The following is a 13,397-nucleotide window of genomic DNA, read 5'->3' as shown; positions in this document are numbered from 1 at the left end:
CGGGCGGCCTCAGGGGCGCAGCAGGCTTTGCGCGACCGGCTCGGCGACGCGGGCCCACTCCGCGTACATCGCCGCGGAAGGATGCAGGCCGTCCTCGGCGACCATCGCCGGCTCCGCACCACGGGCGCGCGACACCGGGGTGATGTCGACGAAGCGCACGCCGCGCGCCTGGCTCAGCGCGCGCGCGGCGGCGTTGAAGGCGTCGATCTGGGCGCCGATGGTAGCGGCGCCACGGGTGTCCTCGCGGCCGAAGGGGGTCACGCCCCAGTCCGGTATCGAGAGCACCATGACCCGGTCGGCGTCGCCGCCGGCGTAGCCGATCGCGCGCTGCAGCAGCGCGTCGAACTCTTCACGGTAGTTGTCCAGGTCGCGGCCGCGGTACTGGTTGTTGACGCCGATCAGCAGGCTCACGAAGCCCCATTCGCCCAGCGGCTCGGCGGCATCGAGCGCATCCGACAGCTCGTCGGTGGTCCAGCCGGTGGTGGCGATGATGCGTGGGTCGTCCAGGGCGATGCCGTCGGCGCGTAGCGCGGTGGCCAGTTGCACCGGCCAGCGGCCTTCCACGGGCACGGCCTCGCCGATGGTGTAGCTGTCGCCCAGGGCCAGGTAGCTCGTCATGCGGGTGTCCTTGTGTGGGGGCGCGGCGCAGGCGGCGAGCAGCCCGGCCAGCACGAGGCCGGCCAGGCCTGCCGGGCCGCGCTCAAGCCAGCGCCGCACGGGCCTGCACCGGGGTGGCCGCGTCGCCCGCCATGCGGTCGAGCACGCGCTCGATCCGGCGGAACACCTCACGCAGTTCGTCGGGCTGCGGCAGCAGGGTCACCCGGAAGTGGTTGCGGTAGGGCACGTTGAAGCTGCTGCCGGGGACGACCAGCACGTTCTCGGTTTCCAGCAGCTCGAGCGCGAAACGGTGGTCGTCGAAGCCCTCGGCAGCGGCACCGGTCACCGAGGGGAACGCGTACAGCGCGCCGGCCGGTTCGACCAGGTCCAGATGGCGGCTGGCGGCGACGCTCTCGACCACGGCGCGGCGGGCCTCGTAGAGCCGGCCTTCCGGCGCGCACAGCGGGTCGATGGTGTTGGGCCCCTGCAGCGCCGCCTCGACCGCGAACTGGCCCGGCACGTTCGCGCACAGGCGCAGCGCGCCCAGCAGGTCCATCGCGTGGTGGAACTCGCGGACCGCCAGGGCATCGCCCGACAACACGGCCCAGCCGACCCGCCAGCCACAGGCGCGGTGGACCTTGCTCAGGCCGCTGAAGGACAGGCAGGGCACGTCGCCGGCGATCGGCGCGACCGGCTGGAAACGCGCCGTGTCGTAGAGGATCGAGTCGTAGATCTCGTCGCACAGCAGCAACAGCCCGTGGCGCGCGGCGATGGCGACGATCCGCTCGATCAGCTCGCGCGGGTAATTGGCGCCGGTGGGGTTGTTGGGGTTGATCAGCACGATCGCGCGGGTGCGGCTCGACACCAGCGCCTCGATTTCGTCCGGGTCGGGCAGGAAGCCGTTCGCCGGCAGGCAACGGTAGTAGACCGGTCGACCATCGTTGAGGATCGTCGCCGCGGACCACAGCGGATAGTCCGGGGACGGCAGCAGCACCTCGTCGCCCGGGTTCAACAGGGCCCGCAGCGACAGGTCGATCAGCTCGCTGACGCCATTGCCGATGAACACCCGTTCGGCGTGCGCGTCGGGGATGCCGCGCCCGCGGTAGTGCGCGGCCAGCGCCTCGCGCGCGGCGGGCAGGCCCTGCTGGTGGGTGTAGGGGTCGGTCTGGTCGATGCCGTCGACGATCGCGCGCTGCAGGTGCGCGGGCGCCCGGAAGCCGAACGCACCCGGGTTGCCGATGTTGAGCTTGATCAGGGTCCGGCCCTGGGCCTCGAGCTCGCGGGCGCGGCGGGCGAGTTCGCCGCGGATCTCGTAGCGGACTTCGGACAGGCGTTCGCGGGTCTTGAGGCTGGCGGGGGGCATCGGCGGGAAGGGGCGGTGTGTAGGGATGGGCCAAATTTCCGCCAGACTATCCGATTGCGCGGTCGTGTCCAATCAGGACAATGCCGATATGCACGCGTTGTCCCGAGCCCGATTTATGGCACCGCTGACCGCCGGAATTTGCACGGTCCGGATTCCAGTTATCGATGGCTAGACCACACATTGTCTTGGGCGCGGATAACGCTGACGCCCAAACGTCCTGCGAATTAAATGTGGGTGCGGGTGACTCCCTGGCCCGGTGAGGGCTGTCAGCTCATGTCAGTAAATACCATGCCCATGCAGGTAAAGCTGCCCTCGTGCCACTCGGTCGTCACGCCGTCTGCGTCAGTGAGGCGAGCGCGAAACTCGATGACTTGATCTTCCGGCGGATCCCCTCCACACCTGAAGGGGAACACCAATGGAGACTCAGCTCCGATCGCTGGATAGGTGCCGCCTTCGCATTCCACACCGTTGGGGCAATGTAGTATCTCCACTTCGACCGTGGCGGGATGCTGCGGGTATCCTTCATAATACGCCACCAAGGGTGCGTATTGAGCAGGCGGATTGGAGCCAGCTCCGATCAAGGGTATGTCAGTGATCTTGAACTCTCTGCATGGTTCTCCCGCAGCATGCAAGCGATAACCCTTTTCAACTCCTTTCATTGCGGCTGTTCGAAAAACAGGGTCCTTTAGCGCGGTTGCGTCGCTCGTATTTGTGTGAAAGCCTGATTCTATAATAATGGGGGCATGTGGGCTAAGCTATTCTCACCCAAGTCATTGCGCGGAATCGCCATATTTGGAACAGTGTAATCTTCATAAGGCTCTTGAGCATGAATAAGCTCTTTCATGTAGCATAAAATGCTATTCCCAAGTTTCTCGTCGATAGCTCGGCCTGTGTGAAACAATACCCGCACCCCTGTAGCTGATGGGTTTGCGGCATTGGTATGTAGGTGAAGTATGGTTCCAGCGCCTATGTGGTTAGCAAACAGCGGCCGGCTGCGTATGTCCTCATTGCGTTCGCGCAGGTGGCCGGTATTATTCGGAAGCGAGTGCCAGATCTCAGGACTGTCTGGATAGCTCGCCTCCAAGGAATAGCGTGCCCCTAGCTTCCACCATGGTTGGCCACTGGGTTGGTGCGTATCGGTTGATTTGGAACGGGGATTGCCGATCATGGTGACTGTCTCGTGGCTGCGTTCAATCAGCCATTTTTTCAACTCTGCAGCGTACCCCGGTGTGACGAAATCTTCGGTGATACCATTGTGCTCATCGCGCTGCGGACACCAGGCCAGGCCGCACACAGATCCATAGTTCCGATAGATGCCATGCCCAGCTGCTACGACTACAGTACTAGTGGCTGCTGATGAGACTGCATCTTTGTGAGAAGGGTCAAAATATTCTGGAGGTGAATCTTCAGGGTAATAGTGGTAGATGTCTCTGCCATCAAATAGGAATTCGACTCCCTTGATATGAACTACGTCAAGAAGTAGTTCGTAGGCAGTATTGTGGAGTTCGGATAGTATGTCTTCGAAGTCGGCGCCCATATGGCGTACGCCTCGGTTGTAGTCTGGGTTGCGCGGTAGATATCCTTTGCTGATGTCTACGATCAACCAAGGCGTGTTGGCGCCCCTGCCAAACTCGTCGCGACGTTCGAATCGGGCGGACAGGACAAGAGGATGTTTCCCCTGCCCTTCAATGCGCTTCTGGCTGTCGACAGTCCGCTGCAACTCTGCTTTAAGCATGCTCTCCAGCTGAGCACGTTCTGTCTGCTTCATCTGGAAGGGCGATAGCGGTCGTTCCTTACCTTCAGTCTGAGCGGTGACTGCCGGAGCGCCCAATGCCAGGGCGAGTGCCAACAGAGCGCGACGTAGTCCAGTCCTCATGAGTGGCTTTGCCCTTGAGGGGTTTGGCGAGCGAGACGAGGAGCACATAGTAGACACGTTGACCTCCTTGTTCCTTGTCTGTGCGTGATGAGACTCCTGCAAAAGAAGCATCACGTCAAACAACTCCGAATGTTGTAGAACTTGTTGCCTAAGCAGCACTCCTCTTCTTCCGTCCGGTAGAATCCCGCTAACCGCGATGGTGATCTATTCGTATGACCTCTGCGCTACAGGTAATCGGTTGGCCCTTTGCCGGGTCGCGGCCCATTGCAGGCGAAAGCGTTCCCGGCGGCTGGGCAGTTCTGTTTATAGCCCATCCGGCCGCGCGGCCGGCCCGGATCGTCGAGCAGCACCGCAGTGGGTACCTGGTCGCCGAGTCGCTTGAAGACGGCTATCCGGCCGAGTCCCTGCCCGAATGGCAGCGCGCCAGCACCTACCGCAAGGGCGGCACCGCGCCCGAGTCGCGGCCGGCGGTCGGCGACTGGGTGCTGGTCGAGGGCGAGGGCGCGACCGCGCGCATCGTCGCCCTGCTGCCGCGTTACAGCGCGATCAAGCGCGCCGCCGCCGGCGAACACTACAAGCAGCAGCTGATCGCCGCCAACGTCGATACGGTGTTCGTGGTCTGCGGCCTGGACGACGATTTCAACCCGCGCCGCATCGAGCGCTACCTGCTGCTGGTGCGCAGCGGTGGCGCGGAACCGGTCGTGGTACTGACCAAGGCCGACCTGGCCGAGGCCGAACGCGCCGGCGCGGTCGCCGCCGCCATCGACGACCTCGCCAGCCTGGGCCTGGAAGGCCTGGCGGTGGTACCGATCAATGCGCGCGACGCCGGCAGCGTCGACGCCCTGGCCGACTGGCTGCATCCGGGGCGCACCGTGGTGCTGGTGGGCAGTTCCGGCGCGGGCAAGTCGACCCTGACCAACAGCCTGCTCGGCCGCGACCGCATGAAGACCGGCGAGGTACGGGGCAGCGACTCCCGCGGCCGTCACACCACCACCCACCGCGCGCTGGTGCCGTTGCCCTCGGGGGCCTGCCTGATCGACACGCCCGGCATGCGCGAGCTCAAGCCGACCGGCGAGGAAGACGTCACCGAGAACTTCAGCGACATCGACGCCCTGGCCGAACAGTGCCGCTTCCGCGATTGCGCGCACGGGCGCGAACCCGGCTGCGCGGTGCGCGCGGCGATCGAGGCCGGGACGCTCGACGCCCAGCGCGTGGCCAACTACCACAAGCTGCGCGACGAGGTCGCCGGCGCCGCCGCCACCCTGGCCGATCGTCGCAGCGAGCAGAAGTCCACCACCCGGCAGTACGCGCGCATCCAGAAAGCCCGTCGCGACGAAAAATACGGCGAGGACTGAGCCCTTCGCGACGGCGATCCCGCCCGCGACGGCCCGCAGGGGCTATGCTCGGGGCGAAGCAGCTTCCCGGGCCCCGTCCACGCCATGCCGGATTTCCCGCCAGACATCGCCCACCATGCCGCGCTCGACGAGCGGATGGTCAAGGCCGCGCGGGGCATCCACCTTCTTTCGCTGACCAGCTGGCCCGCCGAGGTCGAGGCGCGCTTCCTGGCCGACCACGCGCGCGGCGCGGCGATCCTGCCGCGCATCGAGTATCCGCGCCACGACTTCAGCGAGGTCCGCGCCGAACTGGACGCGGTGGCCGCCGACGCCGATCCCGACCACCCGCTGGGCCAGTACCTGCGCGAGTCCGCGCACAGCTGGAGCACCGCCACCCGCCTGCTCGAATCGCTGGGCACCGCCGAGGTCAGTCGCTATTCCATCCAGCTCTATGGACGGCCCGACGAAGCCTTGCCGGGCAAGGGACCCAGTGCGGTCGAGGCGGCGCTGCATTTCATCTCGATCGCCGACGAGCTCGACCGCGAGTTGCTGGCCCCGGCCGAGCACATCACCGTGTCGGCGACCGCCTTGCAGCTGCAACTGCAGCGCGACCTCGACAACTTCTTCGGCGAACGGGTGATCGAGGTCGAACTCGACCCGGACATGATCGCCAAGGCCGCCGCCGGCGCCACCCGCATCCGCCTGCGCTCCAACGCCGCCTTCAGCGACTACGATCGCGACCAGCTGCTCCAGCACGAGGCCTTCGTCCATTCGCTGACCGCGATCAACGGTCGCGCGCAGCCGGTGCTCGCCAGCCTGGGCCTGGCCTCGCCGCGCAGCACGGAAACCCAGGAAGGCCTGGCCACCTTCGCCGAACAGATCACCGGCAGCATCGATATCGGTCGCATGAAGCGCATCAGCCTGCGCATCGAGGCCGTCGACATGGCCCTGCGCGGCGCCGACTTCATCGAGGTCTTCCGCTACTTCCTGGCCGCCGGCCAGACCGACGAGGAGAGCTTCGCCTCGGCCCAGCGGGTGTTTCGCGGCTGCCCGGTCACCGGCGGGGCGGCCTTCACCAAGGATGCGGTGTACCTGCGGGGCCTGGTGTCGGTGCACACCTTCTTCCGCTGGGCGCTGCGCGAGCAGAAGCTGCAGCTGTGCCGCTGGCTGTTCGCCGGCAAGATGACGCTCGACGACGTCCAGCGCTTCGAGCCCTTGTTCGTCGAGGGCGTGCTCGAGCCCGCGCGCTGGATGCCGCACTGGATCACCCGCGCCAACGGCCTGGCCGGCATGCTGGCCTTCTCCCTGTTCGCCAACCGCATCCGCCTGGACGCCATTGCCGGCGGCGACGAGCCGTTGGCTTTCTAGTGATTGGTGATTGGTGATTGGTGATTGGTGATTGGTGATTGGTGATTGGTGATTGGTGATTGGGGAGTGGGGAGTGGGGAATGTGAGGCACCCCGCGTCCCGGTCGCAACGCCTGCTCTCGTAGGATGGGTAGCGCGAAGCAAAACCCATCGTGCGTCATGGCCGGCAGCGGCGACAGTGGGTATCGCGTTCGGCTCGATCCACCTGGTATTGGCGCGACCAAGGGCGGGCAATTCGACCCCGGCCCAGCGCAGCGCGCTGGGCGTTCGGCCAGACCGCGCGGCTGTGCCGCGCAAGCGGTCCGCCTCACCCCAGCGCACGCTGGGATCCAGCCTTTCGGGCAGCACCGTAGGATGGGTAGCGCGAAGCAAAACCCATCGTGCGTCGTAGCCGATGGTGGCGACGGTGGGTATCGCCTTCGGCTCGATCCACCCCACGGCTAGGCTGCCTTTGCATGGGCCCTTGATTTCGGCCTTCGCCGGTTTGGGCGCCGTGCATTCCCGCGTGCGCGCCAATACGTAACCGTACTGTGCCAATGCCGGCCGCTTGCCACGAATGTGAACAGGGGCCGTCGATGCCGCGCCCGCTGGCCGCCGTGCGGCTGTTCGCCCCTGTCCCTCCCGGCCATCCCCGGTAGAATCGGGCTCCCGTCCCTGATTTCCCCCGTGATGTCCGAAAACGACGCCTTCAAGCAAGCCGCGCTCGACTACCACCGTCTCAGCCCCCCCGGCAAGATCAAGGTCACCGCCACCAAGCCGATGGTGACCCAGCGCGACCTTGCCTTGGCGTACTCGCCGGGCGTGGCCTATGCCTGCGAGGCGATCGCGGCCGACCCCAACACTGCCCGCGACTACACCGCGCGCGGCAACCTGGTGGCGGTGGTCAGCAACGGCACCGCGGTGCTCGGCCTGGGCGACATCGGTGCACTGGCCGGCAAGCCGGTCATGGAAGGCAAGGGCGTGCTGTTCCAGAAGTTCGCCGGCATCGACGTGTTCGACATCGAAGTCGACGAACGCGACCCGGACAAGCTGGTCGACATCATCGCCAGCCTGGAGCCGACCTTCGGCGGCATCAACCTCGAGGACATCAAGGCGCCGGAGTGCTTCATCGTCGAGCGCAAACTGCGCGAGCGCATGAAGATCCCGGTGTTCCACGACGACCAGCACGGCACCGCGATCATCGTCGGCGCCGCCGTGCTCAACGCCCTGGAAGTGGCCGGCAAGGAAATCGAGGACGTCAAGCTCGCCACCTCCGGCGCCGGCGCCGCGGGCATCGCCTGCCTGGACATGCTGGTCGCGCTGGGCATGAAGCCCGAGAACATCCTCGCGGTCGATCGCGACGGCGTGCTCTACACCGGACGCGAGCACATGGACGCCGACAAGGCGCGCTACGCCCGCGACACCGACAAGCGCACCCTGGCCGACATCGTCCAGGGCGCGGACGTGTTCCTCGGCCTCTCCGCCGGTGGCGTGCTCAAGCCCGAGATGGTCGCGACCATGGCCGAGAAGCCGATCATCCTGGCGCTGGCCAACCCGTACCCGGAGATCCTGCCCGAGGACGCCAAGCAGGTGCGCCCGGACTGCATCATCGCGACCGGCCGCTCGGACTACCCGAACCAGGTCAACAACGCACTGTGCTTCCCCTACATCTTCCGCGGTGCGCTCGACGTCGGCGCCACGGTGATCAACGAGGACATGAAGCTGGCCTGCGTGCGCGCGATCGCCCGCCTGGCGCGCATGGAAGCCGGCGACCTGGGCAATGCCTACGGCGGCGACATCCCGACCTTCGGCGCCGACTACCTGATCCCGCGCCCGTTCGACCCGCGCCTGCTGGTGATGCTGGCCCCCGCGGTGGCGTTGGCGGCGATGAAGTCCGGCGTCGCCACCCGCCCCATCGAGGACGTGGAGGCCTACGTCGAGCAGCTCGGCCAGTTCATCCACCGCACCGGCCTGGTGATGAAGCCGGTCTACGACCGCGCCCGTGCCGACCGCAAGCGCGTTGTCTATGCCGAGGGCGAGGAAGAGACCGTCCTGCGCGCCGTGCAGACCGTGGTCGACGAACGCCTGGCGTTCCCGATCCTGATCGGTCGTCCCGACGTGATCCACGCGCGCATCGAGCGCCTCGGCCTGCGCATGCGCGAGGGCACCGATTTCGAATTGACCAACATCAACGACGATCCGCGCTTCAACGACTATTGGCAGCAGTACCACGCCATGACCGAGCGCCGCGGTGTCACCCCGGCGGCGGCCAAGAACCTGCTGCGCTCGCGGCCCACCCTGATCTCGGCGCTGATGGTCGAGCGTGGCGAGGCCGACGCGATGATCTGCGGCCTGGTGGGGCGCTTCCACAAGAAGCTCGGCTACCTGCGCAGCGTCTTCGACTTCGAGAAGGGCGTCACCGGCACCGCCGCGATGACCGGCGTGATCAACGACAAGGGCGTGTGGTTCTTCCTCGACACCCACGTGCAGGTCGACCCGCCCGCCGAGCAGATCGCCGAAGCCACCCTGCAGGCGACCTACCGCCTGAAGCTGTTCGGCGTGGAGCCGAAGGTGGCGCTGCTGTCGCACTCCAACTTCGGCAGCCACGACAACGCCTCCGCGGCGAAGATGCGCAAGGTCCGCGAGATCATCGCCCAGCGCGCGCCCAAGCTCGAGGTCGACGGCGAGATGATGGCCGACACCGCCTGGGACGAGGAGCTGCGCCACCGCATCTTCCCCAACACCCGGCTCAAGGGGCGCGCCAACCTGTTCGTGATGCCCAACCTGGACGCGGCCAACATCACCTACAACATGATCCGGATGATGACCGAGGGCGTCGCCATCGGCCCGATCCTGATGGGCCTGGACAAGCCGGCGCACATCCTCACGCCGAACTCGACCTCGCGCCGCGTCGTCAACATGACCGCGATCGCCGCCGTCGACGCCCAGATCCGCGCCGCCCGCCTGGCCAACCCGCGCGGCTGACCCCACGCGCGGGCCCGCCGACCCGGCCGGGCCCGCGCATTCCCATGCGGTGCAATGCGCTGCGTTTGTTGCACCCTACGACACGCCATGCGGCCAAGCGTTGTACCCGCTTGCGTGTGGGGATCTCCGTTGCCGGTGGCTGTTTCTACGGTGGCCGCAACGAGTAAGAGCTGGATCCCAGCGTCCGCTGGGATGACGTGACATGGAGTAACGAAGGGCACGACAAGCTTTGCCTCATTGCCTCGGGAGGTCGTGATCGCACATTTTCCCCAGAGCAGTGAATCCGCACACCGTCATCCCAGCGAACGCTGGGATCCAGCCTTTGGATTTCCGGCTTCTTCGTCTCATCTCGACGAGATAGGCCCCGTAGGATGGGTCGAGCGAAGCGACCCCCATCGCCGCGCGCCATGTTCGAGTCGATCGCCCCCATCCGGTGCAATGCGCTGCGCTTATTACACCCTACGACAGGCCATGCGACGTCGTCTGCGGATCTTGTAGGGCGCAATAAGCAACGCTCATTGCACCCCGCGTGGGATGGCTACCCGGCGAAGGTATCCGATACGACGCGGCCCCCGCCCCGCCCCGCGTCGCGACCGCGAAGTCATTCAATCCTCGCGCGCAGGTTCGCTTTCGCCCCATATCTCGCCGTCGAGCACCTGCCTCTGCACCTGGTCGAGGTAGGCGTCGAGCGCCTCGGTGGTGTTGAAGATGGCGTCCAGCGGGACGGCGCGGGCGAGGTCGAGGACCTTGCGGATCTGCGCCTGCGGGTGCAGGACCAGCACGTGGCCATGGCTCGGCGCCAGCGCCTGCCGCGCCTGCAGGATGCAACGGATGCCGGCGCTGCTGATGTAGTCCAGGTGGGCGAGGTCGAGCACCAGCGCACGCGGCTGCTCGGCGAGCAGCGGGGCCAGGCGCTCGGCCAGCGCTTCGTAGGTGTGCGAGTCCAGGCGACCCGAGACCTTCAGGTATTGGTTGCCGTTGACGGCCGGATAGACGTCGATGTCCAGGGGCATGGCGGGCGGTCCCTGCGCGATGGGTCGGTCAGACCTCGTCGTCGCCCTGCAGCACCTTGCGCTGCATGGCGTCGAGGTAGGCGTCGGCTTCCTCCACCGAGGCGAAGATCTCGTTCATCGGCACGGCCTTGACCATGTCGAAGACCTTGCGGATCTGAGGTTGCGGGTTCGCGATCAGCACCTTGCCGCCGCGCGTGGCCAGGGCCTTGCGCGCCTTGAACAGCGAGCGGATGCCGGCCGAGCTGATGTACTCGAGGCTGCCCAGGTCCAGCAGCAGGGTGCCGACCCCGGGGTCGGCGAGGACCGGCACCAGGGCCTCGTCGAGCTCGGCATAGGTATGGGTGTCGAGGCGGCCGGCGATGACCACCCGCTGGGTGTCGGCGGGCGGATGGATGGTGATGTCGAGGCTCATGACGCGTTCTCCGTGGCGTTCAGGCGCAGGCTGAGGTCCAGCAGGTTGTAGGGCTCTTCGCGGCGGTAGTCGACCGACTCGGCGAGGCTGCGGATGAGGTGCAGGCCCAGGCCGCCGATGTCGCGTTCGAGGATATCCCCATCCAGGTCGGGTTCGGGCTCGGCGGTGGGGTCGAACGGCGCGCCGGTGTCGCGGAACTCCAGTTGCAGGCGCCTGTCGTCGATGCCGATGTGCACCGACAGCTCGTGCCGGGGGATGCCCTTCGGGTCGCCGCCGTACTTGATCACGTTGCTGGCCAGCTCCTCGACGATCAGCCGCACGTCGTCGCGCAGCGCCTGGTCGATGCCATGGCGCATGAGCACCGCTTCCAGCGATGCGTTCATGTCCTCGACGCGTGCCAGTTCTCCGGGGACGATCAGGCGGATCAGCATGGGGCCTCCTCTTGCAGGTGGGGCGCGTCCTGGCGCAGGCGGATCGCCAGCACGGTGATGTCGTCCTGCGCCGCCGGGTGCGCATAGGCATGGACGTCGGCGATCAGGTGCTCGCACTGGTCGCGCGCGTCGCGACCGGCGCCGATGCTGGCGATCATGCCCTCCATGCCAAAGGCGACGTTACCGGCATCGAAGGCTTCGGTCACCCCGTCGGTATACGCAAGCAAGGTCATGCCCGGCTCCAGCCGGCCTTCCCAGCGTGGGAAATCGGCGCTGACCTCGAAGCCCAGCGGCGGTCCCGTCTCCACTTCCAGCGTTTCGATGCGCCCGTCCGGGTGCAGCAGGACCGGCGGGTCGTGGCCGGCGCTGGCGAGCACGCAGTCGCCGGTGCGCACGTTGATGCGGCCGCACAGCACGGTCGCGAACATGCAGGTGTCGTTGCCTTCCACCAGGCGCCGCGAGGCGCGCGCGAGCACGTCGGGCGGGTCGCCGCTGGCGCGCGCGGCGACCTCGAGCACGGTGGTGCTGCGGGCCATGAACAAGGCCGCCGGCACGCCCTTGTCGGAGACGTCGCCGATCGCGAACCACAGGTCGCCGTCGGCGAGTTCGACGAAGCTGTAGAAATCGCCGCCCACGGCCTTGGCCGGCTCCAGCTGGGCGTAGGCCTCCAGGTGGTGGTCGGCGCGGTCGATCACGCGTCCCGGCGGCAGCATCGCCAGCTGGATGTCGCGCGCGATCGACAGTTCGCTCTCCAGCTTCTGCCGCGCCGCGCCCATTTCCTCGATCTCGGTGAGCTGCCGCTGGATGGACGTGCGCGCATGTTCCAGCGTGCGCGCCATCACCCCGACCTCGTCGCGCCGGCGGGTGTCGGCGACCGGCGTTTCATAGTCGCCATTGGCCAGCTGCGCGGCCGAGGCCGACAGGCGCCTCACCGGCTGCGCGATCCTGCGTGCCAGCCGGCGCACCAGCAGCGTGCACAGCAGGCTGAGCACGATCCCGCCCGCCGCCAGCCAGAGCAGGGCCTCGTTGAGCTTGGCCGCCATCAGCGCGTGCGATTGCGAGACCAGCAGGGACCAGCCGCTGTCGCCGACCGGCTCGACCACGGTGAAGCGCTGCTCACCGGTGTTGGCATCGGCATGCGCCATCTGGAAGCTGCGGTGCTGGCGGATGGCCTCGATCGCCGGCGCCAGGTCGTCGCGGCCGAAGGCCTCGGCCAGCTCGCCGACCGTGCGCGTCTCGCGGGTGACGTCGATCTCCGGGTGCAGGGCGAGGGTGCCGTCGGGCGCGACCAGCGTCACCCGCCAGCCGGGCAGGTGGGCCAGGGTCTGCAGGTCGTCGGTGAGCGTGGTCAGTGGCAGGTCCAGGCTGACCATGCCGCGCGCCTCGTCCGCGCCGTCGGGCCACAGGGCGGCGTTGTAGGTGACCATCCACACGTCGCCGGCGGTCTCGTTGAGGTAGGGCTCCGACCACCAGCCCTCGCGCGATTCCAGGGTCTTCTGGAACCAGGCCTGCGCGCGGTAGTCGTAGCCCATCGCGATGAAGTCCCTGTCGGGCACGTCCAGGCCCACGTAGCCCGCATGCGGCGCGCCACCGGGCCCGCGCGGCTCCAGCGCCAGCAGCCCGCCCACGCAGCCCGGGGTGGCCTCGATCAACGCACGCAGGGTGTCGGACAGCACCGACGGCTCCAGCGCGGTGTCGGCCGCCAGCAACGACATGCCGTCGGTGGTCACCGCGAGGGTGTGCATCATGGTGTCGAGGTGCTCGGCCGCCTGGCGCGCGTTGGCGAGCGTGTCCAGCCGCGCATCCTCGGCGATGTCGCGGCGCAGGTAGGCCGCCATCGCCAGGGTCAGCACCACCACCACCGCCACCGCCATCAGGCCCGACCAGAGCGCGATGCGGGTGCGCAGGCTGTCGCGCCAGTGCACGCCGCTGGCATCCGCGCCGTTCGCGGCGCCGGCTCGAGGAGAATGCTCGCCCGCGTTCATCCGATTGTCCGCCCCCGGACGCCCCGCACGGGCACCCCGGCCTCGATCATAAGCA

General features: G+C 67.3%; 11 protein-coding genes. 3 read left to right on the top strand and 8 right to left on the bottom strand.

Features of this window, described 5'->3' with window-relative positions; all coding sequences use genetic code 11:
* Positions 1-9: 9 nt before the first annotated feature.
* The 4 genes from H4F98_RS11875 to H4F98_RS11860 form a co-directional block, all read right to left on the bottom strand.
* Positions 10-618 carry an SGNH/GDSL hydrolase family protein gene (locus tag H4F98_RS11875; protein WP_182687986.1) on the bottom strand — a complete coding sequence of 203 codons (609 nt, stop codon included), beginning with the start codon at positions 616-618 and terminating at the stop codon, positions 10-12.
* A gap of 82 nt (positions 619-700) precedes the next feature.
* Positions 701-1,960 carry an aminotransferase class I/II-fold pyridoxal phosphate-dependent enzyme gene (locus H4F98_RS11870; protein ID WP_182687930.1) on the bottom strand — a complete coding sequence of 420 codons (1,260 nt, stop codon included), beginning with the start codon at positions 1,958-1,960 and terminating at the stop codon, positions 701-703.
* Positions 1,961-2,226: 266 nt separating this feature from the next.
* A complete protein-coding gene (locus H4F98_RS11865; protein WP_182687928.1) occupies positions 2,227-2,619 on the bottom strand; it encodes a hypothetical protein in 393 nt (130 codons plus the stop codon).
* Positions 2,620-2,687: 68 nt separating this feature from the next.
* Positions 2,688-3,809, bottom strand: coding sequence for an N-acetylmuramoyl-L-alanine amidase (locus tag H4F98_RS11860; RefSeq protein WP_182687926.1), 1,122 nt, complete (start codon positions 3,807-3,809; stop codon positions 2,688-2,690).
* A gap of 239 nt (positions 3,810-4,048) precedes the next feature.
* Between H4F98_RS11860 and rsgA the strand changes: the two genes are divergently transcribed.
* The 3 genes from rsgA to H4F98_RS11845 all read left to right on the top strand — a co-directional run bounded on the left by rsgA (position 4,049) and on the right by H4F98_RS11845 (position 9,501).
* Positions 4,049-5,191, top strand: coding sequence for a ribosome small subunit-dependent GTPase A (gene rsgA / locus H4F98_RS11855; protein WP_182687924.1), 1,143 nt, complete (start codon positions 4,049-4,051; stop codon positions 5,189-5,191).
* 84 nt (positions 5,192-5,275) lie between these two features.
* Positions 5,276-6,538, top strand: coding sequence for a flavohemoglobin expression-modulating QEGLA motif protein (locus tag H4F98_RS11850; RefSeq protein WP_182687922.1), 1,263 nt, complete (start codon positions 5,276-5,278; stop codon positions 6,536-6,538).
* 668 nt (positions 6,539-7,206) lie between these two features.
* Positions 7,207-9,501 carry an NADP-dependent malic enzyme gene (locus H4F98_RS11845; RefSeq protein WP_182687920.1) on the top strand — a complete coding sequence of 765 codons (2,295 nt, stop codon included), beginning with the start codon at positions 7,207-7,209 and terminating at the stop codon, positions 9,499-9,501.
* 605 nt (positions 9,502-10,106) lie between these two features.
* Here the strand turns inward: H4F98_RS11845 and H4F98_RS11840 are convergent.
* Genes H4F98_RS11840 through H4F98_RS11825 form a run of 4 tightly spaced genes read right to left on the bottom strand, consistent with a single transcriptional unit; the run spans position 10,107 to position 13,342 of the window.
* Entirely contained in the window at positions 10,107-10,514 is a 408-nt protein-coding gene (locus H4F98_RS11840) for an STAS domain-containing protein (RefSeq protein WP_182687918.1), read from the bottom strand.
* A 28-nt stretch (positions 10,515-10,542) separates the two neighbouring features.
* Positions 10,543-10,926 carry an STAS domain-containing protein gene (locus H4F98_RS11835; protein ID WP_182687916.1) on the bottom strand — a complete coding sequence of 128 codons (384 nt, stop codon included), beginning with the start codon at positions 10,924-10,926 and terminating at the stop codon, positions 10,543-10,545.
* Positions 10,923-11,357, bottom strand: a complete 435-nt coding sequence (locus tag H4F98_RS11830) for an ATP-binding protein (protein WP_182687913.1) — start codon at positions 11,355-11,357, stop codon at positions 10,923-10,925. The genes H4F98_RS11835 and H4F98_RS11830 overlap by 4 nt, the downstream gene beginning before the upstream one ends.
* Positions 11,351-13,342: a SpoIIE family protein phosphatase gene (locus tag H4F98_RS11825; RefSeq protein ID WP_182687911.1), complete on the bottom strand. Its 1,992-nt coding sequence runs from the start codon at positions 13,340-13,342 to the stop codon at positions 11,351-11,353. Before H4F98_RS11825 ends, H4F98_RS11830 begins: the two co-directional genes overlap by 7 nt.
* Positions 13,343-13,397 lie beyond the last annotated feature (55 nt).

This window comes from Marilutibacter spongiae (assembly GCF_014145325.1).
Lineage (GTDB): Bacteria > Pseudomonadota > Gammaproteobacteria > Xanthomonadales > Xanthomonadaceae > Marilutibacter > Marilutibacter spongiae.
The sequence above is the reverse complement of the archived record's forward strand: the minus strand, read 5'-3'. Positions and strand labels throughout refer to the sequence as shown.

Excerpts from the sequence above, each read along its gene's own strand:
- H4F98_RS11850 (WP_182687922.1), top strand. The coding sequence starts at position 5,276 with ATGCCGGATTTCCCGCCAGACATCGCCCACCATGCCGCGCTCGACGAG.
- H4F98_RS11835 (WP_182687916.1), bottom strand. The coding sequence starts at position 10,926 with ATGAGCCTCGACATCACCATCCATCCGCCCGCCGACACCCAGCGGGTG.
- H4F98_RS11825 (WP_182687911.1), bottom strand. The coding sequence starts at position 13,342 with ATGAACGCGGGCGAGCATTCTCCTCGAGCCGGCGCCGCGAACGGCGCG.
- H4F98_RS11840 (WP_182687918.1), bottom strand. The coding sequence starts at position 10,514 with ATGCCCCTGGACATCGACGTCTATCCGGCCGTCAACGGCAACCAATAC.
- H4F98_RS11845 (WP_182687920.1), top strand. The coding sequence starts at position 7,207 with ATGTCCGAAAACGACGCCTTCAAGCAAGCCGCGCTCGACTACCACCGT.
- rsgA (WP_182687924.1), top strand. The coding sequence starts at position 4,049 with ATGACCTCTGCGCTACAGGTAATCGGTTGGCCCTTTGCCGGGTCGCGG.
- H4F98_RS11865 (WP_182687928.1), bottom strand. The coding sequence starts at position 2,619 with ATGAAAGGAGTTGAAAAGGGTTATCGCTTGCATGCTGCGGGAGAACCA.
- H4F98_RS11830 (WP_182687913.1), bottom strand. The coding sequence starts at position 11,357 with ATGCTGATCCGCCTGATCGTCCCCGGAGAACTGGCACGCGTCGAGGAC.
- H4F98_RS11875 (WP_182687986.1), bottom strand. The coding sequence starts at position 618 with ATGACGAGCTACCTGGCCCTGGGCGACAGCTACACCATCGGCGAGGCC.
- H4F98_RS11870 (WP_182687930.1), bottom strand. The coding sequence starts at position 1,960 with ATGCCCCCCGCCAGCCTCAAGACCCGCGAACGCCTGTCCGAAGTCCGC.